This window comes from Pseudomonas sp. B6001 (assembly GCF_013386015.1).
GTDB lineage: Bacteria > Pseudomonadota > Gammaproteobacteria > Pseudomonadales > Pseudomonadaceae > Aquipseudomonas.
In genome coordinates this window covers 17,120-41,413 of sequence record NZ_JACAOX010000024.1, presented here as the reverse complement: position 1 = coordinate 41,413, position 24,294 = coordinate 17,120, and the positions used below count along the sequence as shown (strand labels likewise).

General features: G+C 59.3%; 24 protein-coding genes. 19 read left to right on the top strand and 5 right to left on the bottom strand.

Annotation, left to right across the window (positions count from 1 at the left end; all coding sequences use genetic code 11):
* The first annotated feature begins 298 nt into the window (after positions 1-298).
* From secA to HX821_RS25160, 3 genes are all read left to right on the top strand, one after another.
* On the top strand, positions 299-3,034 hold the full coding sequence (gene secA / locus HX821_RS25170) for a preprotein translocase subunit SecA (protein WP_003209775.1): 2,736 nt from the start codon (positions 299-301) through the stop codon (positions 3,032-3,034).
* A 122-nt stretch (positions 3,035-3,156) separates the two neighbouring features.
* Complete coding sequence (gene argJ / locus HX821_RS25165; RefSeq protein WP_003209777.1) at positions 3,157-4,374, top strand: bifunctional glutamate N-acetyltransferase/amino-acid acetyltransferase ArgJ; 1,218 nt, start codon at positions 3,157-3,159, stop codon at positions 4,372-4,374.
* Between the two features lie 41 nt (positions 4,375-4,415).
* Entirely contained in the window at positions 4,416-5,360 is a 945-nt protein-coding gene (locus HX821_RS25160; protein ID WP_102369787.1) for a Nudix family hydrolase, read from the top strand.
* Positions 5,361-5,508: 148 nt separating this feature from the next.
* Here HX821_RS25160 and HX821_RS25155 read toward each other — a convergent pair whose 3' ends face one another.
* Genes HX821_RS25155 through HX821_RS25145 form a run of 3 tightly spaced genes read right to left on the bottom strand, consistent with a single transcriptional unit; the run spans position 5,509 to position 9,090 of the window.
* Entirely contained in the window at positions 5,509-6,087 is a 579-nt protein-coding gene (locus HX821_RS25155) for a cob(I)yrinic acid a,c-diamide adenosyltransferase (RefSeq protein WP_008432363.1), read from the bottom strand.
* 2 nt (positions 6,088-6,089) lie between these two features.
* Positions 6,090-8,126, bottom strand: coding sequence for an ATP-binding protein (locus tag HX821_RS25150; protein WP_003209782.1), 2,037 nt, complete (start codon positions 8,124-8,126; stop codon positions 6,090-6,092).
* A 46-nt stretch (positions 8,127-8,172) separates the two neighbouring features.
* Positions 8,173-9,090: a putative 2-dehydropantoate 2-reductase gene (locus tag HX821_RS25145; RefSeq protein WP_177028601.1), complete on the bottom strand. Its 918-nt coding sequence runs from the start codon at positions 9,088-9,090 to the stop codon at positions 8,173-8,175.
* Positions 9,091-9,216: 126 nt separating this feature from the next.
* On the opposite strand from HX821_RS25145, the gene HX821_RS25140 reads away from it, so the two are divergent.
* Together HX821_RS25140 and HX821_RS25135 are read left to right on the top strand one after the other, a co-directional pair.
* On the top strand, positions 9,217-9,702 hold the full coding sequence (locus tag HX821_RS25140; RefSeq protein ID WP_003209785.1) for a YajQ family cyclic di-GMP-binding protein: 486 nt from the start codon (positions 9,217-9,219) through the stop codon (positions 9,700-9,702).
* Positions 9,703-9,836: 134 nt separating this feature from the next.
* Complete coding sequence (locus HX821_RS25135) at positions 9,837-10,679, top strand: mechanosensitive ion channel family protein (RefSeq protein WP_003209787.1); 843 nt, start codon at positions 9,837-9,839, stop codon at positions 10,677-10,679.
* Positions 10,680-10,870: 191 nt separating this feature from the next.
* On the opposite strand, the gene HX821_RS25130 is transcribed toward HX821_RS25135, so the two are convergent.
* Positions 10,871-12,142 carry an OprD family porin gene (locus tag HX821_RS25130; RefSeq protein ID WP_003209790.1) on the bottom strand — a complete coding sequence of 424 codons (1,272 nt, stop codon included), beginning with the start codon at positions 12,140-12,142 and terminating at the stop codon, positions 10,871-10,873.
* 883 nt (positions 12,143-13,025) lie between these two features.
* On the opposite strand from HX821_RS25130, the gene HX821_RS25125 reads away from it, so the two are divergent.
* Together HX821_RS25125 and HX821_RS25120 are read left to right on the top strand one after the other, a co-directional pair.
* Positions 13,026-13,451 (top strand): HIT domain-containing protein, encoded by a 426-nt coding sequence (locus HX821_RS25125; RefSeq protein ID WP_003209794.1) that lies wholly within the window; start codon positions 13,026-13,028, stop codon positions 13,449-13,451.
* Positions 13,452-13,454: 3 nt separating this feature from the next.
* Positions 13,455-13,661, top strand: a complete 207-nt coding sequence (locus tag HX821_RS25120) for a SlyX family protein (protein WP_003209796.1) — start codon at positions 13,455-13,457, stop codon at positions 13,659-13,661.
* A gap of 85 nt (positions 13,662-13,746) precedes the next feature.
* Here HX821_RS25120 and HX821_RS31945 read toward each other — a convergent pair whose 3' ends face one another.
* Positions 13,747-14,349, bottom strand: a complete 603-nt coding sequence (locus HX821_RS31945; protein ID WP_003209798.1) for a cold-shock protein — start codon at positions 14,347-14,349, stop codon at positions 13,747-13,749.
* A gap of 428 nt (positions 14,350-14,777) precedes the next feature.
* On the opposite strand from HX821_RS31945, the gene HX821_RS25110 reads away from it, so the two are divergent.
* The 12 genes from HX821_RS25110 to tolA all read left to right on the top strand — a co-directional run bounded on the left by HX821_RS25110 (position 14,778) and on the right by tolA (position 24,280).
* Complete coding sequence (locus HX821_RS25110; protein ID WP_003209800.1) at positions 14,778-15,251, top strand: Dps family protein; 474 nt, start codon at positions 14,778-14,780, stop codon at positions 15,249-15,251.
* A gap of 209 nt (positions 15,252-15,460) precedes the next feature.
* A complete protein-coding gene (locus tag HX821_RS25105) occupies positions 15,461-15,814 on the top strand; it encodes a ribbon-helix-helix domain-containing protein (RefSeq protein WP_043225921.1) in 354 nt (117 codons plus the stop codon).
* Between the two features lie 218 nt (positions 15,815-16,032).
* Positions 16,033-16,254 carry an FmdB family zinc ribbon protein gene (locus HX821_RS25100; RefSeq protein ID WP_003209804.1) on the top strand — a complete coding sequence of 74 codons (222 nt, stop codon included), beginning with the start codon at positions 16,033-16,035 and terminating at the stop codon, positions 16,252-16,254.
* Between the two features lie 108 nt (positions 16,255-16,362).
* Entirely contained in the window at positions 16,363-18,138 is a 1,776-nt protein-coding gene (gene aspS / locus HX821_RS25095) for an aspartate--tRNA ligase (protein WP_003209808.1), read from the top strand.
* A gap of 151 nt (positions 18,139-18,289) precedes the next feature.
* On the top strand, positions 18,290-19,036 hold the full coding sequence (locus tag HX821_RS25090) for a YebC/PmpR family DNA-binding transcriptional regulator (protein ID WP_003209810.1): 747 nt from the start codon (positions 18,290-18,292) through the stop codon (positions 19,034-19,036).
* A 93-nt stretch (positions 19,037-19,129) separates the two neighbouring features.
* Positions 19,130-19,654, top strand: coding sequence for a crossover junction endodeoxyribonuclease RuvC (gene ruvC / locus HX821_RS25085; protein ID WP_003209812.1), 525 nt, complete (start codon positions 19,130-19,132; stop codon positions 19,652-19,654).
* A 115-nt stretch (positions 19,655-19,769) separates the two neighbouring features.
* A complete protein-coding gene (gene ruvA / locus HX821_RS25080) occupies positions 19,770-20,381 on the top strand; it encodes a Holliday junction branch migration protein RuvA (RefSeq protein WP_003209814.1) in 612 nt (203 codons plus the stop codon).
* Positions 20,382-21,440: a Holliday junction branch migration DNA helicase RuvB gene (gene ruvB / locus HX821_RS25075; protein ID WP_177036693.1), complete on the top strand. Its 1,059-nt coding sequence runs from the start codon at positions 20,382-20,384 to the stop codon at positions 21,438-21,440.
* 138 nt (positions 21,441-21,578) lie between these two features.
* The gene (gene ybgC, locus HX821_RS25070; protein WP_008432379.1) at positions 21,579-22,034 is read left to right on the top strand and encodes a tol-pal system-associated acyl-CoA thioesterase; all 456 of its coding nucleotides are present in this window, start codon (positions 21,579-21,581) and stop codon (positions 22,032-22,034) included.
* 1 nt (position 22,035) lies between these two features.
* Complete coding sequence (tolQ, locus tag HX821_RS25065) at positions 22,036-22,731, top strand: protein TolQ (protein ID WP_003209819.1); 696 nt, start codon at positions 22,036-22,038, stop codon at positions 22,729-22,731.
* 23 nt (positions 22,732-22,754) lie between these two features.
* Positions 22,755-23,207, top strand: a complete 453-nt coding sequence (gene tolR / locus HX821_RS25060) for a protein TolR (protein ID WP_161635741.1) — start codon at positions 22,755-22,757, stop codon at positions 23,205-23,207.
* Positions 23,207-24,280, top strand: a complete 1,074-nt coding sequence (gene tolA / locus HX821_RS25055) for a cell envelope integrity protein TolA (protein WP_003209823.1) — start codon at positions 23,207-23,209, stop codon at positions 24,278-24,280. Before tolR ends, tolA begins: the two co-directional genes overlap by 1 nt.
* Positions 24,281-24,294: the final 14 nt, after the last annotated feature.

Here is a 24,294-nt window from a genome sequence, read left to right as displayed (position 1 = left end):
CACCTTAAGTAACAGAGAGGCCATGGTAGCAGAAAGCGTCTGCGACACCGCCGCCATTGCATTAGCGGCAGTTTATCCATTAAATCAACGAGTAACTTATTACCCGAATGGGTTGAAGTTCAGCAAAAAGCCCTTATTTTAAACAAGCCCTCCAAGAGCGCCGTGCCAGCATCGTGGAATAACGCCACTTTCCTCACCCACGTTTCCGGGTAGAATGCTCGTTCGCATGCGGCCGTGAGGGCTGCTCGGGCGACTCACGGGGCGCCCTCCATCCCTATGTGTGGAAGAACCTGCCGATATGTTTGCGCCTTTGTTAAAGAAACTTTTTGGAAGCAAGAATGAGCGCGAAGTCAAACGCATGCTCAAGACGGTGCAGCTGGTCAATGCCTTCGAAGAGCAGATGGTTGCCCTTTCGGACGAGCAATTGCGCGCCAAGACCGAAGAGTTCAAGGCCCGCATAGCCAAAGGTGAAACCCTCGACAAGCTGCTTCCCGAAGCCTTTGCGGTCGCCCGCGAAGCCGGTAAGCGTGTCATGGGCATGCGCCACTTCGACGTCCAGTTGATCGGCGGCATGACCTTGCATGAAGGCATGATTGCCGAAATGCGTACCGGTGAAGGCAAGACCCTGGTAGCTACCCTGGGCGTTTACCTCAACGCATTGTCCGGCAAGGGCGTGCACGTTGTGACGGTGAACGACTACCTCGCCCGCCGGGATGCCAACTGGATGCGTCCGCTGTACGAATTCCTCGGCCTGACGGTCGGCGTTGTCACGCCGTTCCAGCCGCCGGAAGAGAAGCGCGCCGCCTACGCTGCCGACATCACCTACGGTACCAACAACGAATTCGGTTTCGACTACCTGCGCGACAACATGGCGTTCAGCATGGAAGAAAAATTCCAGCGCGAACTCAATTTTGCCGTGATCGACGAAGTCGACTCCATCCTGATCGACGAAGCCCGTACCCCGCTGATCATCTCCGGTCAGGCCGAGGACAGCTCGCGCCTGTACACCGAGATCAACAAGCTGATCCCGCGCCTTGAGCAACACATCGAGGAAGTGGAAGGCGTGGTGACCAAAGAAGGTCACTTCACCATCGACGAGAAGACCCGCCAGGTCGAACTCAACGAAGCCGGTCACCAGTTCGTCGAAGACATGCTGACCCAGATCGGCCTGCTGGCCGAAGGCGAGAGCCTGTACTCGGCGCACAACCTGGGCCTGTTGACCCACGTGTATGCCGGTCTGCGTGCCCACAAGCTGTTCCATCGCAACGTTGAATACATCGTGCAGGACGGCCAGGTCGTACTGGTCGACGAACACACCGGTCGTACCATGCCGGGTCGCCGTTTGTCGGAAGGCCTGCACCAGGCGATCGAAGCCAAGGAAGCCCTGAACATCCAGGCTGAAAGCCAGACCCTGGCGTCGACCACCTTCCAGAACTACTTCCGTCTGTACAACAAACTGTCCGGCATGACCGGTACAGCCGACACCGAAGCGTTCGAATTCCACCAGATCTACGGTCTGTCGGTGATGGTTATCCCGCCGAACAAGCCGCTGGCGCGTAAAGACTTCAACGACCTGGTGTTCCTGACCGCCGACGAGAAATACGCTGCAATCGTCGCCGACATCAAGGAATGTATGGCCCAGGGCCGTCCAGTGCTGGTGGGTACTGCCACCATCGAAACTTCCGAGCACATGTCCAGCTTGCTGGCCAAGGAAGGCATCGAGCACAAGGTCCTCAACGCCAAGTTCCACGAAAAAGAAGCCGAGATCATTGCCCAGGCCGGTCGCCCGGGCGCACTGACCATCGCCACCAACATGGCCGGTCGTGGTACCGACATCCTGTTGGGCGGTAACTGGGAAGTGGAAGTTGCGTCCCTGGACAACCCGACCCCTGAGCAGATCGCGCAGATCAAGGCCGACTGGCAGAAGCGCCACCAGCAAGTGCTGGAGTCCGGCGGCTTGCAGGTGATCGCGTCCGAGCGTCACGAATCGCGCCGTATCGACAACCAGCTGCGTGGTCGTGCCGGTCGTCAGGGTGACGCCGGTTCCAGCCGTTTCTACCTGTCCCTGGAAGACAGCCTGATGCGCATCTTCGCCTCGGATCGGGTGAAGAACTTCATGAAAGCCCTGGGCATGCAGTCCGGTGAAGCGATTGAACACCGCATGGTGACCAACGCCATCGAGAAGGCCCAGCGCAAGGTAGAAGGCCGTAACTTCGACATTCGTAAGCAACTGCTCGAGTTCGATGACGTCAACAACGAACAGCGTAAAGTGATTTATCACATGCGTAACAGTTTGTTGGCTGCCACCAACATCGGCGAGACCATTGCCGATTTCCGCCAGGACGTGCTCAACGCCACCGTCAGCGCCCATATCCCGCCACAGTCCCTGCCTGAGCAGTGGGATGTTGCCGGCCTGGAAGCTGCGTTGAAGAGCGACTTCGGTGTCGACTTGCCGGTCCAGCAATGGCTCGACGAAGACGACCACCTGTACGAAGAAACCCTGCGCGAGAAGCTCATGACCGAGCTGCTGGCCGCGTACAACGAGAAAGAAGAGCAGGCGAGTGCCGAAGCACTGCGCACCTTCGAGAAGCAAATCGTACTGCGCGTGCTGGACGACCTGTGGAAAGACCACCTGTCGACCATGGACCACCTGCGTCACGGCATCCACTTGCGTGGCTACGCCCAGAAGAACCCGAAGCAGGAGTACAAGCGCGAGTCGTTCACGCTGTTCTCCGAACTGCTGGATTCGATCAAGCGCGATTCGATTCGTGTGCTGTCCCACGTTCAGGTGCGTCGCGAAGACCCGATCGAGGAAGAAGCCCGCCTGCGTCAGGAAGCCGAGGCACTGGCTGCGCGTATGCAGTTCCAGCACGACGAAGCGCCTGGTCTTGAGGCTCCGGAAGTATTGGGCGAAGAGGTCGATGTGGCCCTGGCCCAGGCCCCGGTGCGCAACGAACAGAAGCTGGGCCGCAACGAACTGTGCTGGTGCGGTTCGGGCAAGAAGTTCAAACACTGCCACGGCGAAATCAACTAAGATTTTCGCCTGACGCTGCAACACCCCCGCGCCGCGACCGGCATCAGCCGTCGCGGCGTTTTGCCATTTCGTCACCGTCGATAGCGACGGGGTACACACCCAATATTTTTAGGAGCGCATTCATGGCTGTTGGTCTTGGTCCTTTGCCCACGTTGCACCCGGTTGCCGGTTTTGAACTCGGTATCGCTTCGGCGGGCATCAAGCGCCCGGGGCGCAAGGATGTGGTGGTGATGCGCTGTGCCGAAGGCTCGACCGTCGCGGGTGTGTTCACCCTGAACGCGTTTTGCGCCGCGCCCGTGATTCTGGCCAAGCAGCGTGTCGAAGGCCCGGTGCGTTACCTGTTGACCAACACCGGCAATGCCAACGCCGGGACCGGCGAGCCTGGCCTGGCCGCCGCTGCCCGCACCTGCGCCAAGCTGGCGGAGCTGACCGGCGTAGACGCCAGCCAGGTGCTGCCGTACTCCACCGGTGTGATCGGTGAGCCGCTGCCGGTAGAGAAAATCGAAGGCGCGTTGCAAGCAGCGCTGGATGACCTGTCGGTGGATAACTGGGCGGCTGCGGCTACCGGGATCATGACCACCGATACTCTGCCAAAAGGCGCCAGCCGTCAGTTTGTGCACGAAGGCGTGACCGTTACCGTCACGGGCATCAGCAAAGGCGCCGGCATGATTCGCCCGAACATGGCGACCATGCTGGGCTATATCGCCACCGACGCCAAAGTCTCCCGTGACGTGCTGCAAAACCTGATGCTCGACGGCGCCAACAAGTCCTTCAACCGCATCACCATCGACGGCGACACCTCGACCAACGATTGCTGCATGTTGATCGCCACCGGCCAGGCTGACCTGCCGGAAATCACCTCGTCCAACGGCGCGTATTTCGCCGCGTTGAAGCAGGCGGTGTTCGAAGTGTGCATGGACGTGGCCCAGGCCATCGTGCGCGACGGCGAAGGCGCCACCAAGTTTGTGACGGTTGAAGTCAACGGCGGCGGTAACCACCAGGAATGCCTGGATGTCGGTTACACCGTGGCTCACTCGCCGCTGATCAAGACCGCGCTGTTTGCCTCCGACCCGAACTGGGGCCGTATCCTGGCCGCTGTGGGCCGTGCCGGCGTGCCGAACCTGGACGTGAGCAAGATCGACGTGTTCCTCGGCGAAGTGTGCATCGCCAGCCGTGGCGCCCGGGCCGAGACGTACACCGAAGCCCAGGGTTCGGCGGTGATGCAGCAGGAAGAAATCACCATCCGGATCGAATTGGGTCGCGGTGAGTGCAGCGAAACCATCTGGACCACTGACCTGTCCCACGAGTACGTGAAGATCAATGCGGAATACCGCACCTGATACCAGGCAGGTCTTCAAACCGATTCAGAGGAAATAGTGCGGTGAAACGAGTTCATGTAGCAGCAGCGGTCATCCGGGGTGTCGACGGCAGGATTCTGCTGGCGCGCCGCGCCGATACCCAGCATCAGGGCGGCCTCTGGGAGTTTCCCGGTGGCAAGGTGGAGGCCGATGAGTCGGTCGCTACCGCGCTGTCCCGTGAATTGCAGGAGGAGCTGGGCATCCAGGTCACGGCGGCTCGCCCGTTGATCAAGGTGCAGCATGATTACCCGGACAAGCAGGTGTTGCTGGATGTCTGGGAAGTCTCGGCCTTTACCGGCGAGCCCCACGGTGCCGAAGGCCAACCCCTTGAGTGGGTGGCCCAGCGGGACCTGCCGAACTATGAGTTTCCGGCAGCCAATGCGCCGATCGTTGCGGCGGCGCGTTTGCCGGCTGACTACTTGATCACTCCGGGCGAGCTGGAGACACCCGTCCTGCTGCGCGGTATTCAAAAAGCCATCGCTGGTGGCATCAAGCTGGTTCAGCTGCGTGCCCCCAATGGTTACGACCCCAAGTACCGTGACCTGGCGGTGGACGCCGTGGGCCTGTGTGCGGGCAAGGCTCAGCTTATGCTCAAGGGGCCGTTTGAATGGCTGGGGGATTTTCCCGCGGCCGGCTGGCATATGACCTCGGCGCAACTGCGCAAGTACGCCAGCAAGGGACGTCCTTTGCCGAAGGATCGCTGGTTGGCGGCGTCTTGCCACAATGCTGAGGAATTAGCCTTGGCGGAGTTGATGGACGTGGATTTCGTCACCTTGTCGCCGGTGCAGCCGACCCAGACTCATCCTGATGCCGAGCCGTTGGGCTGGGAGCAGGCACAGCAGTTGATCAGTGGGTTCAGCAAACCGGTGTTCTTGCTCGGTGGGGTGGGTCCTGCTGAGCGGGAAAAGGCCTGGGAGGCTGGTGCTCAAGGTGTGGCGGGGATTCGGGCGTTCTGGCCTGAGGTTTAGGCATAACCCTGGCGAGTGGCCAAGGGAGCTGTTGTGGCGAGGGAGCTTGCTCCCGTTGGGCTGCGTAGCAGACCCAAAATATTGGGAGCGCTGCGCACTCCAGCGGGAGCAAGCTCCCTCGCCACAGGTTGCAATCGGTCAGTAAGCGTCAGTGCGGCTTTGCCGCCGCCTGCCACAAGATCTCTGCAACGCCCTGGCGCTTGGCAATCACCCTGGCTGCCACAAAGAGCAAGTCCGACAGCCGGTTGATGTACGCCAACCCGACGCCTTCCAGCGGTTCCTCTGCATTCAGGTGCTGACACCGGCGCTCCGCACTGCGAGCCAGGCTTCGGCATACATGGGCCTGGGCAATCAACGCCGAACCACCCGGCAGAATGAAGTTCTCCAGCGGCCCGACCTCTTCATTCCAGCGATCGATCGCCGCCTCAAGGCGGTCGACTTCCGCCGCGTTCAGCGCCTTGTACACCGGCATCGCCAATTCGCCGCCCAGGTCAAACAGACGATGCTGGCAAGGTGTCAGCACCTCGATCACATCCTTCAACGCTGGATGCTGCCCGCTTTGTTCCTCCAATCCCGCCAGCAACAAACCCAACTGGCTGTTCAGCGCATCCACCTCGCCAATCGCCTCCACCCGTGGATGGTCCTTGGGCACGCGGCGGCCGTCGCCCAGGCCGGTTTCGCCCTTGTCGCCGGTACGGGTGTAAATTTTCGACAGGCGAAAGCCCATGGTTAGCGCTCCAGTTGAGTGAGTTCGTTGGGTGGCAATTGGCTGCCCGCCAGGGGCAGGCGCAAGGTGAAGCAGGTACCCTGGCCAAGGGTCGAATGCACTTCCATCTGCCCCTTGTGATTGTTGGTGATGATGAAATACGAAACCGACAACCCAAGCCCGGTGCCCTGGCCGATTTCCTTGGTGGTGAAGAATGGCTCAAACGTGCGTTTGCGCACGTTCTCGCTCATGCCGATGCCGTTGTCTTCCACCTGGATTTCTGCCCACGGCGGGTTGAGCCGGGTGCGCAGGATGATCCGGCCGGGCTCGCTGCCGTCTTCGCGCTGATGAATGGCCTGGGCGGCGTTTTTCAGCAGGTTGAGCAGTACTTGCTCCAGTTCGTTGGCGGTGCCGGGGACCGGGCCCAGTTGCGGGTCGAACTGGCGGATGATCGCCTGGCCCTTGAAGTCGAAGCCGACGGTGAGGTCGAAGTCGTTGCCGGCAATTTCCACCGCCTGGTCGATCAAGGCCGGCAAGTCGCACGGCGCCATCTGCCGGTTGCTGCGGCGGCTGAAACTGAGCATGTGGGTGACGATTTTCGCCGCCCGGGCGCCAGCCTGCTGGATGCCGTCGAGCAACTGTGGCACTTCGCGGCTTTGCAGGTAGCGGTTGACCGAGTCCAGGTCGATGCCCGCCTGTTCGGCGTGCTCGAGGTTTTTCGGCAGTTCGTTGGACAACCGGCGGCGAATGTTCTGCACGTTATGCAGGATCGCTCCCAGCGGGTTGTTGATTTCGTGCGCCATGCCGGCGGCCAGGCCGCCGACCGAGAGCATTTTCTCTGACTGCACCATCATTTCTTCCAGGGACAGGCGCTGGGTGATGTCGTCGATCCGGATCACCACGCCGCGCCCGGCACCGCCCATCAACGGGTAGAAGGTCAGGGCGTAGTGCTTGGGTTCGTCATCCTTGACCCAGGTAACGCGCTCGATCCGCTCCACGGTGTGTTGCTCTACCGTGGCCTTGATCTGCGGCAGGAACGGCTTGAGCGGCTGGAAGGCGAGGAAAATCGGCTGGTTCAGTGCCTCGTCCAGGCGGGTCCCGGAAAGTGCGCTGGCTTCCTGGTTCCATTGGGTGACGTAGAGCTGTTCGTCGAGGGCGATCAGCGCCGAGGGCATCGAGTCGATGATGCTGTTGAGGTAGTTCTGGAAGCCGGTGAGCTTTTTCTCGATCTTGCTGCGCACCTGCACTTCCAGTTCCAGCTTGCGGTTGGTGTGGCGGGTTTCTTCCGCCAGGCCCTGGGCTTGATCGTAGGCGGCCTGGGAATCGTCCCGCGCGCGCTTGAGTTGCTGCTCACGGGCTTCAATGCGCGAAAGCATGGTGTTGAAAGCTTCGGCGAGGCTGCCGATTTCATCATGGTTGCCGCGACCGGCGCGCAGGGCGTAGTTCTCTTCCCGGGTGACCTGGCGCGACAATTCTTCCAGTTCATGGATCGGCCGGGTAATCAGGCGCTTGATCTGCCGGGCGATCACCAGCCACAACAGCACGCTGAAGATCAGGATACCCAGGCTGGCGGTGAAGGTCCCGGTATAGAAAGCCACCGGCAGTTCGCTGCTGGCCACCAGCAGCAAGTGCCCGGACGGTTTGCCGGCACGGGGCAGGGTGATCACCTGGTTGCTGCGAAATTCGGTGGTACGCCAGGTTTCAATGTCCCGGAAATTATCTGGCAGGTGCAGGCGATTGGCATGTTGCAGCTGGGCCAGGCGCGTGCCGTCTCCGTCGTATAAGGCCGCGGCCCGCAATGGCGAGTAGCTGGTCAGTTCATCCAGCAGGGTTTGCGCCTTGAGCGGTGAGTCCAGTGACTCGGCGGCGAGCGACGGGTTGGACACCAGCCGACCGATGGCCTGCAAGGCCTGGGGCGCCATGCTTTCCTGGGAGATCCAGTAGGCGGCGCTGATAAAGGTCAGGTTGGCCACCAGCAAGACGGTGGTCAACAAAACCAGCAGGGCCGCCAGCAGTTTCTGCCCAACCGGTAGATTTTCGAGACGCTGGCGCAGTGGCATCAAGGTTTTCGCTGCAAAGGAACAAGCAGGCAGGGTAGCGCGTGCTTCAGTCGCTGGGCAATCCGCGTGCAGACAGTTGCCGTACCAGGCGCGCCTGGAGTTGTTGCAGGTGCGGCAAGCTCAGTTGGTGGCGGGCGGCCGCCTGGCAGGCATAGCCCAGCAAATAGCTGATTTCGGTGCGTCGGGCACTGGCCACGTCCTGGTACATCGAGGAGTAATTGGCCGCCGTGGCCTGGATTACCCGTTCCACTTCGCTGTGCAAATCCTCTGCGGCAGCGGGTTGGCCGCAGCATTCCAGCAGGTCGGCGAGTTCGGCGCACAGGGTGGCCACTTCGCACTGATGGGCTTGCAGCTCGCCATTGCGACACTGGTAAAGCACGGTCAGCGGGTTGATGGCGCAGTTCAGGGCCAGTTTGCGCCACAGGCGGGTGAGGATGTCGGTGCTCCACTCATGGGGAATGCCGGCGGCTTGCAGGTCATCCAGCCACAGCGGCGGAGTAGGGTGCCGAGCATCCCCCAGCCAGGTGTAGCCATGGCCGGCAAACACTACTCGCCAGTCACTCTCGCGAAACGCGCCTTCGGTGCTGGAGGCGAAGATGCAGCGTGCCTGGGGCAGTTGGGCGGCGACTGCGTCCTGGCTGCCCAGCCCGTTTTGCAACAGGATCAGTTCGGCGTCCGGCACCAGTCGATGTTCCAGCTGTGCGACGGCTTCCTGGGCGTCGTAGGCCTTGCACGCCACCAGCAGGCGATGAATTGGCCCAGGGCTGTCGGAGGTTTCGCCGACGACCGGGTAGGTGTGAGCCACGCCTTGCTCGACCAGGGTCAGGCCATTGGCCGTCTGATAACTCGCCAACCGCCCGGGATCCCGCAGGATCAGGCGCACGGGCAGACCGGCGCGGGCCAGGCGGGCGGCCCACAGTGTTCCGAGGCTGCCGGCGCCGAGGACGTGCCAGGTGGTCGACATCAGTTTTTACTCCGTAAGGCTGCCCGCAGTGAACGAGGCGAAAGAACCGCTATAATGCCCGGGCATTTTAGCCCGGGCGTGCTCCATCTCTACTGAGCCGCGCCCCTTTTTTATTGGAGAAATTACATGCCGTCGTTCGACGTGGTATCCGAACTGGACAAACATGAAGTCACCAACGCCGTCGAGAACGCCGTCAAGGAGCTGGATCGCCGCTATGACTTGAAGGGCAAGGGCAGCTTCGAGTTCAAGGAAAAAGAGCTGACCGTCAACCTGACCGCGGAAGCCGACTTCCAGCTGGAAGCGATGATTGAGATCCTCAAGCTGTCTCTGGTCAAGCGCAAGATCGACGCGCAATGCCTCGAAATCAAGGATGCCTATGCGTCCGGCAAGCTGATGAAGCAGGAAGCCGTGCTCAAGGAAGGCATCGACAAGGAGCTGGCGAAGAAAATCGTTGCTCACGTCAAGGACGCCAAGCTCAAGGTCCAGGCCGCCATCCAGGGCGAGCAGGTGCGTATCACCGGCAAGAAGCGTGACGATTTGCAGGAGGCCATTGCTGCCCTGCGCGCCAAGACCTTCGACATGCCGCTGCAGTTCAATAACTTCCGCGACTGAGTGGACCCCTCGGGAACCTGTGGACGTTTTTGACGTCCCACGCCCAGAACCTGCAGAAACGATTGAGCCCTTCGGGGCTCATTTGTTATGTGGGGATTGATAAGGCCGCACATCCGGCAAACAGGAGAATGTAGATGGATTTGAACGCTGAAGTGGATCACTTGATCAAGACCTCGGAGTCGTGGTTACCGATGATCATGGAATACGGCAGCCGATTTTTGCTGGCAGTGGTCACCCTGGCCATCGGTTGGTGGCTGATCAACGTCTTGACCCACCGGGTAGGGCGTTTGCTGGCATTGCGTAATGCTGACCTGGCGCTGCAACACTTCATTACCAGCCTTGCGAACATTGCGCTCAAGGTCATGCTGGTGGTCAACGTGGCCTCGATGATCGGCGTCGCAACCACCTCGTTCGTTGCCGCGATCGGCGCCGCCACCCTGGCCATCGGCCTGGCATTGCAAGGCAGCCTGGCGAACTTCGCCGGCGGCGTGCTGATTCTGTTGTTCCGTCCGTTCCGCATTGGTGACTGGATCGAAGCCCAGGGCACTTCCGGTACCGTCGACAGCATCCAGATCTTTCACACCGTGTTGCGCACCGGCGACAACAAGACGGTGATCATCCCGAACGGCAGCCTGTCCAACGGCCTCATCACCAACACCAACCGTCAGCCGACCCGCAAGGTGGTGTTTGACGTGGGGGTCGACTATGAAGCCGACCTGCAGAAAGCACGTGAAGTGCTGCTGGAACTGGCCAAGGATCCACGTGTATTGGCTGATCCTGCGCCGGCAGCGGTAGTTTCGACCTTGGGCGACAGTTCGATCACGGTATCCCTGCGAGTCTGGACCAAGACTTCGGATTACTGGGATGTGATGTTCATGTTCAATGAACTGGCACGTGACCGTTTGAAAGCGGCGGGGATTGATATTCCGTTTCCACAACGGGTTATTCGCGTCATGCAGGAAAGTGCTGGGAAGTAATAGTGTGACTGGATGATTAAACCTGGCCGATGTGTCAGGTTTGTTACGCAGGATTAAACTAGATAGTTAGCTTGCTAGTTATCCGGTTGTTGAGATTAAGTTGCAATAAAAAAGCCGCTCACTTGCGAACAAGTGAGCGGCTTTTTAGTTAGGGCCGAAACCCTAAGTCATCGTTGTAATCAAACTGCCAATTACAAGATGTTCAGCGGGTATTGCGCGATCAGACGCAGTTCGTCGATGGACGCCGAACCGTAGTACACACCATCGCTGGAGCGATAAGTGGCTTGACGCACGCGCAGGCTCAGGTCTTTTGCCGGGCCGCTCTGGATCACGTACTTGGCTTCGATGTCACGTTCCCACTCTTTGCCGTTCGAGGTGTCGGCGGTGTTGGCGCCGGTACCTTTGACGTAGCGAGTCATGAAGCTCAGGCCTGGTACGCCGAAAGTCGCCATGTTCAGGTCGTAGCGAGCCTGGAACGACTTCTCGTCTTCAGCGTTGAAGTCGGAACGAGCGATGGAGTTGGCAAGGAAGATCGTGCCGCCGCCGTCTACGCCGTAGCCGTAGTCACCGTCACCGCTGACCTTCTGGTAGGCCAGGGTAAAGGTGTGAGCCTGGATGGTGTACGCGCCTTGCAAGCTGTAGGCACGGTTGTCCAGTTTGGTGGTGCCGTCTTTCTCAGCCCGTTGCAGGCCAGCGCCATCACTTTTGGTGCTGTAGATGTTGAAGTCGACCGCCAGGGACTGCTCATTGCTGAGCGCATGGGTCCAGTTCAGGTTGGCGTAGGTTTTCTTCCAGTAGTCTTCGGTCTTCGCGTAGTAGAGGCTGGCGCTGACTTCTGGAGTCAGGGCGTAGACACCACCGATGAAGTCGGTTTTTGTCAGGCCCAGGCTGTCGCGGTAGGTCTGGGCTTGTGCCACGCTCGAAGTGAAGTGACCGCCTTCAAGTTTCAGGCCTTTGATCTCGTTGCTGGTCAGCGAGATACCCTGTGGCAATTCAGGCAGCAGACGGCTGTCATCGGAAGCGAATACAGGCGCGGTGGTGTACTGGTCGCCGATTTTCAGGACCGTATCGGAGATACGGAACTTAACTGCGCCGCCGCCCTTGGAGTAATCATCCTGAGCGCGACCGTCGGAGCCAGTTGGAAACAGGCCAGTGCCGGAACGACCCTTGCCGCTGTCCAGTTTGACGCCCAACAGACCGATGACGTCGACACCCACACCGATGGTGCCTTGGGTGAAGCCCGACTGGTACAGGCCGTTGAAGCCCAGACCGGTTTCGTCGACGCGGCTCTTGCCGGTGTCATTGTTACGGAAGTCGCGGCTAAAGTTCAGGAGGCGAGTGTTGATGCTGAAAGTGCTGTCTTCAACAAAGCCCTTGGAATCGTCCTGGGAGGACGCCATTGCGAACTGCGAGGTGCCTGCTGAAACAGCCAGGGCGATCATGCTCCACTTCATCACGCGCATCGTGATTTGCTCCTTTGGTTTTAGGAAGAGTACTGCCGTCCCACCTATATTTTTGTCTGGGCGGCTCTTTCTTTTTTGTGTCGGCGCAAAGTTATATCACGCAGACATTATTGACGATACTTGCACATCTATCCTTTCAGCTTCTTTACGGGCCTGTCGTAAATTGCTAGCTCCATGTCGCAAATTCACAGTCCACTTGTAACCGGACTGACAACTTCAATGCTGTTTTAAAACCTTGGAAGCGGGGTGGAAAAGTCACCCCTGAAAGTTTCAACTCATCCCTGTCAGGCATTGAACCGCTGTTATTTTCCGTCGCGAAACACCTGCTTCCCGCCGGTGCCGTTGTCGACGATATGGGTGTGAATGCAACAAGCGTGCACAAACCCGTAACCGAATGTGATTTTTTCGTGAAAAGTGTCAACGGCCTGTAAAAACCGCATAAGCACGGGCTTTTTACGCCGTTTGGTTTGGCCTTGACGCGCGTGCCGTACTCCGGTTTGGTGGCGCATAAAACCTGTACCAGAGCAAAACGTTACCGGTTCACCCCGTTCGGTGGGTAGTTGGCGGATCCCTTTGAAGCACAAATGGGTCATTTTGGTGCAGTGCTTCACTGACTGCGTTTCTGCTCCCGTTCACCCTTGGCCTTTTGAAAGCCGTCTGGCTCAAGGTCTTGAAGCATGTTCTGCGTCCCGACTTTGACCAGAGTTGGATACATTGGTCATTTAGCGTAGCTGAAATATTGGCCTGTCTCGAAATGGTGCGCTTTTTTTCGTGGCGTCCTGTTTGGGCGCGTATTCGGCCACGCGCATTCGCCGTGAAGCGACCGGCATTCGCAGGTATGCTGGGCGCCTGAAACCTGACCCGCCGAACGGGAGTGACTGCTGTGTTCGCCTTAGATCCACGCCTTCAACAAGACACCTTGCCTATCGGGGATTTCCCCCTGTGTCGGCTGCTGCTTTCCAATGACTCGAATTACCCCTGGTTCATCCTGGTGCCGCGCATCGACGGTATCAGCGAAGTGTTTCAACTGGATGTCGCCGACCAGCAGCGGGTGTGGCAGGAAAGCACGGCACTGGCACAGTGGCTGAACGAAGGGTTCGGCGCCGACAAAATGAATATCGGTGCCTTGGGTAATGTGGTCAGCCAACTGCACGTGCATGTGATCGTACGCAAGCGCGACGACGCGGCCTGGCCTGCGCCGGTCTGGGGCAAGCACCCGGCGAAGCCCTACAGTGACGAGCAAGTGGTGGCAATTCGTGCGCGCCTGCGCGAGATCCTGCCGGCCGACTTCACGTTCCTGGAGGCTTGAGCCATGGATCTTCAAGCCCGCGTGACCGACCTGGAAAGCCGCCTGGCCTTTCAGGACGACACCATCGAGACCCTGAATGACATCCTGGTCACCCAGCAGCGTGCCGTGGAACGCCTGCAGTTGCAGATGACTGCGTTGCTCAAGCGCCAGGAAGAAATGGGCGGCCAGTTCGAGTCGTCCGAGGAAGAGGCGCCGCCGCCTCATTATTAATAAGGCAGGGGTTGAACCCCCGGGCATAAAAAAACCGCGATGCAGCCAGGCTGCATCGCGGTTTCTTTTTTTCGGGGTGCTGGAATCAGCGACGCGGCAATGCGGCGATCACATCTTCAGCTTGCAGCCCCTTGTCACGGTTCATGACGGAGAACTCCACGCGCTGGCCTTCCACCAGTACGCGATGGCCTTCGCCGCGAATCGCCCGGAAGTGGACGAAGATATCGTCGCCCGAATCCCGGGAAATAAAGCCGAAGCCCTTGGAGGTGTTGAACCACTTGACGGTCCCGGTATCCCGGTTGGTCATGTCGTAGCTTTGCGACGCAGCGGCCGGGGAGGAGCGGTAAAAACTGATAGCCAGATGAAGAACGATGGCGACCAGTGCTATTGCCAGGCTGAGCAGGACGGCCGGGTGGCCACCCACTTCAGGCATAGGCGCCAGCAGGGTGAGGGTTTGCACGACAACAGCCAGGACCAGCAGGGCGCTGACCAGGTTTTGCAGTTGATGACGCGGGCCTTTGTTCCAGTATGGAATGACTGGAGCCAGTGTCAGGTTAAGAAGACCAAAGAAGGTCAGGTAGAGAGCGTCAGGTTGCTGCAGGTAAGGCAGGGTCTCTGATCGCAGGCTGGGGATAAAGGACAGCAGCAAAGCTGCAGCGCCCGTTAGCAGGTGGACGATTTTCAACATTTTGATTAACTCACGTTAAGACGGATCACAAGGAAGAGCTGACGGGCACGGTTCGCTTCTGAACAATGGGAGGCGTTGGGCACGTGCACGGGTATCAGCCTATGCCGCTTGCCGCGAAAAATATCGGCGGCGACACGCTGCCTATTTAACAGCAAAGCCTGTGCCTACTCAAATCAAGCATTTCAGGCTGTTACAAGGGGCACGGCATTTCTGCGTCAAACACTTGTCCTAGACAGGTGCAGGCTTTTTCGCAGGCGCTGGGTAATTTTTCCGGTAGCTGTTGAAGCCTTGCCTGTCGGGCAAGCCCGCTCTGCAAGGGGCGATTTGCCGCACCTCGAAAGGGTCAGCCAGGCTGCGCACGGCCGGCACTCTTGCTAGAGTGGTCCTGCACCTGATCAATGAATTTTTATCAATTGAAGGGGAAACACATGGCAATCGATATTGGTATCAGTGAAGAAGACCGTAAATCAATCGTTGATGGACTTTCGCGACTGCTTTCCGATACCTATGTACTTTACCTGAAGACCCACAACTTCCATTGGAACGTAACGGGGCCCATGTTTCGTACACTGCACTTGATGTTTGAAGAACAGTACAACGAACTGGCGCTGGCGGTGGATTCAATCGCAGAGCGTATTCGTGCCCTGGGCTTTCCCGCACCGGGTGCCTACTCGGTGTATGCGCGACTTTCTTCGATCAAGGAAGAAGAGGGTGTGCCGAGCGCTGAAGACATGATCAAGCAACTGGTCGAAGGCCAGGAAGCGGTGACTCGCACAGCCCGGGGGATCTTCCCGTTGTTGGATAAAGTCAGTGATGAACCGACGGCGGACTTGCTGACCCAGCGTATGCAAGTGCATGAAAAGACCGCATGGATGTTGCGTTCCCTGCTCGAAAACAAATAACACCGGTGGCGGGAGGGCGTCGAGCTGACGCCCCTCGCATGCCTGCTTTCCGGCGATTTCCGCGATTCCGCGAGCTTCCTGATACGCGCGTTGGCTTGTCCTACGGTGATCGGCTCCCTGTCTTCTGGCTGCACTTGTCGTCTTGATGTTTTATAGCTCAACGGCCAACGAGAACATGAGTGGCCGTCAGGCAATGGAGTGTCAAGTGTATGTCACGCGGAGCAGGTAATGGAGTTATGGAAACGTGCGGATTGCACAAGATAAAGGTAGATCCCTTTGCCAAGGGGTTCGATATGAACTTGGCCAGGCCATTGTCCCGATCGGTTCGGCTTAATGGTTTTTCGACGTGTTTGCGGCTCGAAGAGGTGTATTGGAATATCCTCGCGGAGATCGCCAGGATCAATACGTGTTCGGTCAGTGCGCTGCTGTCTTACGTGGACCGGGAAGTGCACTTGCGTTATGGCGGTGTAAAGAACTTCAGCGGTCTGGTCAGGGTGGTTTGCGTGGTGCATGTATTGAAAGGGCGGCTTGTCGCGCCCAGTGTCCAGCCGGACCCTGCATGAACCTTGTGCCGGGCGCCCGTCCCGGGATTGCCCCGGGTCGGGCGCCCGGCAGAAGCCTGCTGCAGTCATCTATATAAAGAGCAGCGCGCCGCTACGGCTGCACAGCCTCGATTTACCAGATATAATCCCGGGCTTTGCTGCGCATGCCGGGACTTTCCCACAGGATAGAGCCAGGGCAGGGCGTGGCGCAGTAATGATCTGATCGCCGAGACATCTCCATGCCCATGTACGACTATCAATGCGCTTCCTGTGGTCATCAGTTGGAAGCCATTCAAAAGATCAGCGCAGCGCCGCTGGTCGATTGCCCTGCCTGCCAGGCACCGGAGCTCAAGAAGATGTTGTCCATGCCGGGCTTTCGCCTGAGTGGCAACGGTTGGTACGAGACCGACTTCAAGACCGGTTCGAAGAAGAATCTGGCCGGCGGCGACAAAGCAGACTGAGTTGAACTCTACGCGCAGGCTCCTGCATTATCCGTCACCTGACTTAGCTGTACGGTGATGAGGCGGGCCTCCACCGAATTTCGAATTACGAGAAGCGAAACCACTATCATGATGCGCAGCCACTATTGCGGCCAACTGAACGAGACCCTGGAAGGTCAGGAAATCACCCTTTGCGGATGGGTTCACCGTCGCCGCGACCACGGCGGGGTGATCTTCCTCGATATCCGTGATCGTGATGGTCTGGCCCAGGTGGTGTTCGATCCGGACCGCGCCGAGAGCTTCGCCGCCGCCGATCGCGTGCGCAGCGAGTACGTCGTGAAGATCACCGGCAAGGTTCGCCTGCGTCCGGCCGGTGCCACCAACGCCAACATGGCGTCGGGCATGATCGAAGTGCTGGGTTACGAACTGGAAGTGCTGAACGAGTCGGAAACTCCGCCGTTCCCGCTGAACGAGTTCTCTGACGTTGGCGAAGAAACCCGCCTGCGTTATCGCTTCCTGGACCTGCGTCGCCCGGAAATGGCCGAGAAGCTGCGCCTGCGTTCGCGCATGACCACCAGCATCCGTCGCTTCCTCGACGAGAACGGCTTCCTCGACGTCGAGACGCCGATCCTGACCCGTGCTACCCCGGAAGGCGCCCGCGACTACCTGGTGCCGAGCCGTACCCACGCCGGTTCCTTCTTCGCCCTGCCGCAATCGCCACAGCTGTTCAAGCAACTGCTGATGGTCGCCGGCTTCGACCGTTACTACCAGATCGCCAAGTGCTTCCGTGACGAAGACCTGCGGGCCGACCGCCAGCCGGAATTCACTCAGATCGACATCGAGACCAGTTTCCTCGATGAAAAAGAGATCATGGGCATCACCGAGCAGATGATCCGCAACCTGTTCAAGGAAGTGCTGAACCTGGAGTTCGGCGAATTCCCGCACATGACCTTCGAAGAAGCCATGCGCCGCTACGGTTCCGACAAGCCAGACCTGCGTAACCCGCTGGAACTGGTTGACGTTGAAGATCAACTGAAAGATGTCGACTTCAAGGTGTTCAGCGGCCCGGCCAACGACCCGAAATGCCGTATCGCCGCACTGCGCGTGCCTGGCGCTGCGAGCATGCCGCGCAAGCAGATCGACGACTACACCAAGTTCGTCGGCATCTACGGTGCCAAGGGCCTGGCGTACATCAAGGTCAACGAGCGCGCCAAGGGCGTCGAAGGCCTGCAGTCGCCAATCGTCAAGAACATCCCTGAAGCCAACCTCAATGTGATCCTGGATCGTGTTGGCGCAGTTGACGGCGACATCGTGTTCTTCGGTGCCGACAAGTCGAAGATCGTCAGCGAAGCGCTGGGTGCACTGCGGATCAAGGTCGGCAACGACCTGAACCTGCTGACCTGCCAGTGGGCGCCGATGTGGGTTGTCGACTTCCCGATGTTCGAAGAAAACGACGACGGCAGCTTCAGCGCACTGCACCACCCGTTCACCGCGCCGAAGTGCACGCCGCAAGAGCTGGAAGCCAACCCGGCTGGCGCTCTGTCCCGTGCCTACGACATGGTGCTCAACGGCACCGAGCTGGGTGGCGGTTCGATCCGTATCCACCGCAAGGAAATGCAGCAATCGGTCTTCCGCCTGCTGGGCATCAACGAAGATGAGCAGCAAGAGAAGTTCGGCTTCCTGCTCGACGCCCTGAAATACGGCGCGCCACCCCATGGCGGCCTGGCCTTCGGCCTGGACCGTCTGGTGATGCTGATGACCGGTGCCCAGTCGATCCGTGAAGTGATTGCCTTCCCGAAAACCCAAAGTGCTGCCGACGTCATGACGCAAGCGCCGGGTGTGGTGGATGCCAAGGCACTGCGCGAGCTGCATATCCGTCTGCGCGAGACACCAAAGGCTGAGTAAGGCCGCAGCGTGAAAGCGCGATAAGGTTTTACATTGTCAGCTAAGGGCGCATCTTCGGATGCGCCTTTGCGTTACAAGGGCTGCACGTTAAAGAGGGAAGTCCCGCCTGGGGCGGGATCGACAGGTTTCTACAGAATTTCGGAGTTGTGTTATGGCTGGCCATTCCAAGTGGGCGAACATCAAGCACCGCAAAGAGCGTCAGGATGCCAAGAAAGGTAAGATCTTCACCAAGTGGATTCGCGAGCTGACCGTTGCCGCGCGCCAGGGTGGCGGTGACCCGGGTTCCAACCCGCGCCTGCGCCTGGCCCTGGACAAAGCCCTCGGCGCCAACATGAGCCGCGACATCATCGACCGCGCCGTGGCCCGTGGTGCCGGTGCGGCCGATACCGACGACATGGTCGAGTTGAGCTACGAAGGCTACGGCCCGGGTGGCGTGGCGGTGATGGTCGAGTGCATGACCGACAACCGCAACCGTACCGCGGCTGCCGTGCGCCATGCGTTCAGCAAATGTGGCGGCAACCTCGGCACTGACGGTTCGGTGGCCTACCTGTTTGAGCGCAAGGGGCAGATTTCCTTCGCGCCTGGCGTGGATGAAGATGCGCTGATTGAGGCGGCAATGGAGGCCGATGCCGACGACGTGGTGACCAACGAAGACGGTTCCATCGACGTGTTCACCTCGTTCGCGGGCTTCTATTCGGTGCGTAACGCCCTGGAAGCGGCTGGTTTCAAAGGCACCGACGCGGAAATCGTGATGCTGCCGACCACCAGCGCCGAGCTGGACCTGGACGGGGCGCAGAAGGTACTCAAGATGCTCGACATGCTTGAAGACCTGGATGACGTGCAGAACGTCTATTCCAATGCCGATATTCCGGAATCGGTGGCTGAACAGCTAGGCTGAAGGATGATGCAGATCTAATGTGGGAGCGAGCAAGCCCGCTCCCACATTTTGATCTTGGCTATATCAAGAATTTTTTATCCAACTGCAGGCGTTATGACTCTAATCCTAGGTATCGACCCCGGTTCGCGAATCACCGGCTTTGGCGTGGTCCAACAGACCCCGCGAGGCTGCGTGTATGTGGCGTCGGGCTGTATCCGTACCGGCGCCGGCGAGTTGGCCGAGCGCTTGCAGATCGTGTATCGCGGCGTGCGTGAAGTGATCCAGACCTATGGGCCAGTGACCATGGGCATCGAAAAAGTGTTCATGGCGAAAAACGCCGACTCCGCCCTGAAGCTCGGCCAGGCCCGCGGTGCGGCCATCGTGGCCGGAGCCGAGGAGGGCATGGAGATCGCTGAATACACCGCGACCCAGGTCAAGCAAGCCGTGGTCGGTACCGGTGCTGCCAATAAAGAGCAGGTGATGATGATGGTCATGCACATGCTCAAACTCACCGCCAAACCGCAAATCGATGCCTCCGACGCCCTGGCCATTGCCATTTGCCATGCCCATACCCGTTCCAGCCTGATGCCCCATGGCTTGGGGACCGCACGCAGTCGTGGCGGCCGGCTGCGTCTCTGATAGCATCAGCGCATTCATTCTGCGTGGGGTGCATGAACGGCCTGTGCTGTCGGCCGGCATGCCCGCGTTATTACCGGCCAGGCCTTGATTTGAGCCGATTCTTAAGGATTCGAACGTGATTGGACGCTTGCGCGGCACCCTGGCTGAGAAACAGCCACCGCACCTGATTCTGGATGTAAACGGGCTGGGTTATGAGCTTGAAGTGCCCATGACCACCCTCTACCGCTTACCGTCGGTCGGTGAACCGCTGACCCTGCACACTCACCTGGTGGTGCGCGAAGACGCGCAATTGCTCTATGGGTTCGTTGGCAAGCGTGACCGGGATTTTTTCCGTGAGCTGATCCGCCTCAACGGCGTGGGGCCGAAGCTGGCGCTGGCGCTGATGTCGAGCCTGGAAGTGGATGAATTGGTGCGCTGTGTGTCGGCCCAGGACACGTCCGCGCTGACCAAGGTACCGGGCGTTGGCAAGAAAACCGCCGAGCGCCTGCTGGTGGAGCTCAAAGACCGCTTCAAGGCCTGGGAGGTTGTGCCGAGCATGTTTGCCCTGGTGCCCAACCAGCCTGATGCGCCGGGTGTGCCGGTGGCCAGCGCTGAAAGCGATGCGGTCAGCGCGCTGATCTCCCTGGGCTACAAGCCGCAAGAGGCGAGCAAGGCCGTGTCAGCCATCAAGGACAAGAACCTGAGCAGCGAAGACATGATCCGCCGCGCCCTGAAGGGAATGATTTAAGTGATTGAAGCTGATCGTCTGATCGCGGCCACCGGGCCTCGTGATCGTGAAGAAATCCAGGACCGGGCGATTCGCCCCCTGAGCCTTGCCGAATACATCGGCCAGCCCGCCGTGCGCGAGCAGATGGAGCTGTTCATCCAGGCCGCGCGCGGGCGCAGCGAGTCCCTGGACCATACGTTGATCTTCGGCCCGCCCGGGCTCGGCAAGACCACCCTGGCCAACATCATCGCCCAGGAAATGGGCGTGTCGATCAAGTCCACCTCCGGCCCCGTGCTGGAGCGCCCGGGCGACCTGGCGGCGCTGCTGACCAACCTGGAGCCCCACGACGTACTGTTTATCGACGAGATCCACCGGCTTTCGCCCATCGTCGAGGAAGTACTGTACCCGGCCATGGAAGACTTCCAGCTGGACATCATGATCGGTGAAGGCCCGGCGGCGCGCTCGATCAAGCTCGACCTGCCACCGTTCACGCTGGTGGGTGCGACCACCCGTGCGGGCATGCTGACCAACCCGCTGCGAGACCGTTTCGGGATTGTTCAACGTCTAGAGTTCTATAGCACGGCGGATCTGGCCACCATCGTCAGCCGTTCGGCGAGCATCCTTGGCTTGCCCCTGGACCCGGAAGGCGCCTTTGAAATCGCCCGCCGCGCCCGTGGTACCCCGCGGATTGCCAACCGTCTGCTGCGCCGGGTGCGCGACTTTGCCGAAGTGCGGGCCAAGGGGCATATCACCAAGCCCGTGGCAGACCTGGCGCTGAACCTGCTGGATGTGGATGAGCATGGCTTTGATCACCAGGACCGGCGCCTGCTGTTGACCATGATCGAGAAGTTCGACGGCGGCCCGGTGGGCGTGGACAGCCTCGCCGCCGCCATCAGCGAAGAGCGGCATACGATTGAGGATGTACTGGAGCCGTATCTGATTCAGCAGGGCTACATCATGCGCACGCCAAGGGGGCGTGTGGTCACCCGGCATGCGTATCTGCACTTTGGGTTAAACATTCCGTCACGATTGGGCGAGATGCCCGTAGTAGACGAATTCCTCGATGCAGTAGACGATTAAAAACGCTTGGCGATTCGATTTATTCGGAGTTTGTGCTGTCCTAGTGGCTGGCGTCGTCATTCTTTCGTTAGAAATGTGCCACAGAATGAAAAACAGTTGCCTGGCCGGATTGGCAACCTGAGGAGTAAGCACTAGAGTATGCGCGCGCAAAACGGGGATCAGTCGTTCGCACATCGCTGTCGCGTTTATTACGAGGACACCGATGCTGGCGGCATCGTTTATTACGTCAATTACCTAAAGTTCATGGAGCGGGCTCGAACCGAGCGGCTACGGGAGCTGGGCTTTGCCCAATCCCAGCTGGCAGGGGAGGACCTGTTGTTTGTCGTGCATTCCAGCGAGGCGCGTTACCACGCGCCGGCGCGACTGGACGACGAGCTGCTGGTCAGCGCAGAAATAACCGAATTGAACCGTGCCAGCCTGCGCTTTAAACAGCAGGTCAGGCGGGCTACGGATGCAACGCTGCTCTGTGAGGGGCAGTTCCTGGTGGCCTGTGTTCGCACCAATAGTTTGAAACCCCGGGCCATTCCCGAAACTCTACGCGCGGCCTTTGCCGGCGTGAGCGGCGCGGGTAAACATTCAGAGCAGGAGATTTAGCGTGGAACCTACCGTCGTCGACCATTCCTCCATGTGGAGCCTGGTCAGCAATGCCAGTGTCGTGGTTCAACTGGTGATGCTGGTCCTGGTAGCCGCATCGGTTACCTCTTGGGTCATGATTTTTCAGCGCAGCAACCTGCTGCGTGCTGGTCGACGTGCCCTGGAGAGCTTCGAAGAGCGCTTCTGGTCGGGTATCGACCTGTCCAAGCTGTACCGCCAGGCGGGCAGCAACCCGGACCCGGATTCGGGCGTCGAGCAGATCTTCCGCGCCGGCTTCAAGGAATTCTCCCGTCTGCGTCAGCAGCCAGGCGTTGACCCGGAAGCGGTCATGGAAGGCGTGGCCCGTGCCATGCGCGTCGCCATCTCCCGGGAAGAAGAAAAGCTTGAGCAAAGCCTGCCGTTCCTCGCCACCGTAGGTTCCGTCAGCCCGTATATCGGCCTGTTCGGTACCGTATGGGGGATCATGAACTCCTTCCGCGGCCTGGCCCAGGCCCAGCAAGCGACCCTGGCCACCGTGGCCCCGGGTATCGCCGAAGCGCTGATCGCCACCGCCATCGGCCTGTTCGCAGCTATTCCCGCAGTAATCGCCTACAACCGTTTTGCCGCTCGTGGCGAAACCTTGATCAGCCGTTACTACACCTTCGCCGATGAATTCCAGGCGATCCTGCACCGTAAAGTGCACACCAGCGAAGAATAAGCAGGTAATTCCCAATGGCTTTAATCGCTCGAGCTCGCAAAAAGCGCAAGCCGGTCGCCGAGATGAACGTAGTGCCTTACATCGACGTGATGCTGGTGCTGCTGGTTATCTTCATGGTGACTGCGCCGATGCTCAATCAGGGCGTGAAGGTTGATCTGCCCAAGGTTTCCAGCGAAGCCTTGCCGCAGGACAACAACACCCAGGTCCTGACCATTTCGATCAAGGCTGACAAGACCTATTACTGGAACCTTGGCAGCGAAGTTGACACTCAGAAACAGCAGGACAAGGCCATGACCTTGCCGCAGATGACTGATGCCGTGACCAAGATCATTCGCGCCGGCAACGAAGGTGGCAAGCACACCCAGGTGTTCATTCGCGGCGACAAGGTCGTCGACTACGGCTCCGTCATGGGCGCCATGGGCGGGCTGCAGAAGGCCGGGGTCGGTAATGTTGGCTTGATTACCGAGGCGCCCTGATGCACCAACAGCGAGAGCCGTCCGCCTCGGAAAGCTACTTCTGGCCTAGCGTCTGGGCAATTGCCCTGCACGTCCTGGTGTTTGGCATGCTGTTCGTCAGCTTTGCCATGACCCCGGACCTGCCGCCAGCCAAGCCGATCGTGCAGGCGACCCTGTATCAGCTGAAATCGAAAAGCCAGGCCACCACCCAGACCAATCAGAAGATTGCGGGTGAGGCCCAGAAGTCGGCTGCGCGCCAGACTGAAGTCGAGCAGATGGAACAGAAGAAGGTCGAGCAGGAAGCGGTGAAGGCTGCTGCGGAACAAAAGAAAGAAGAGGCGGCTCAAAAGGCCGAGGAATCGAAAAAGGCTGACGAGGCGAAGAAAGCTGCAGAGGCGCAAAAGGCTGATGAAGCCAAGAAAGCCGATAAAGCTGCCGAAGCCAAGAAGGCTGAAGAGAAACAATTGGCTGATATAGCCAAGAAGAAATCTGAAGAAGAAGCCAAGAAGGCTGCCGAAGAAGAGGCCAAGAAAAAGGCCGCTGAAGACGCGAAGAAAAAGATAGTCGAAGACGCGAAGAAGAAAGCCGCGGACGACGCCAAGAAGAAAGCTGAAGCTGACGAGGCGAAGAAGAAGATCGCCGACGATGCGAAGAAGAAAGCTGCCGCCGATGCCTCCAAGAAAAAGGCCCAGGAAGCAGCGCGTAAATCGACCGAAGACAAAAAGGCCCAGGCCTTGGCCGATTTGCTTTCCGACACGCCGCAGCGCCAGCAAGCCTTGGCCGATGAACGTGGTGATGAAGTCGCGGGCAGTTTCGACGACCTGATTCGTTCACGGGCAGCGGAAGGGTGGACCCGTCCTCCTTCGGCACGTAAAGGCATGACAGTAGTGCTGCAGATCGGCATGTTGCCGGACGGTACGGTGACTTCGGTCAGCGTGGCCAAGTCCAGTGGCGACGGTTCGTTCGACAGTTCGGCGGTAGCAGCGGTCAAGAACATTGGCCGGTTGACCGAGATGCAGGGAATGAAACCAAGCGACTTCGCTCCCTACCGTTCATTCAAGATGACATTCACACCTGAGGATCTAGCCTTGTGAGAAACCTTCTTCGA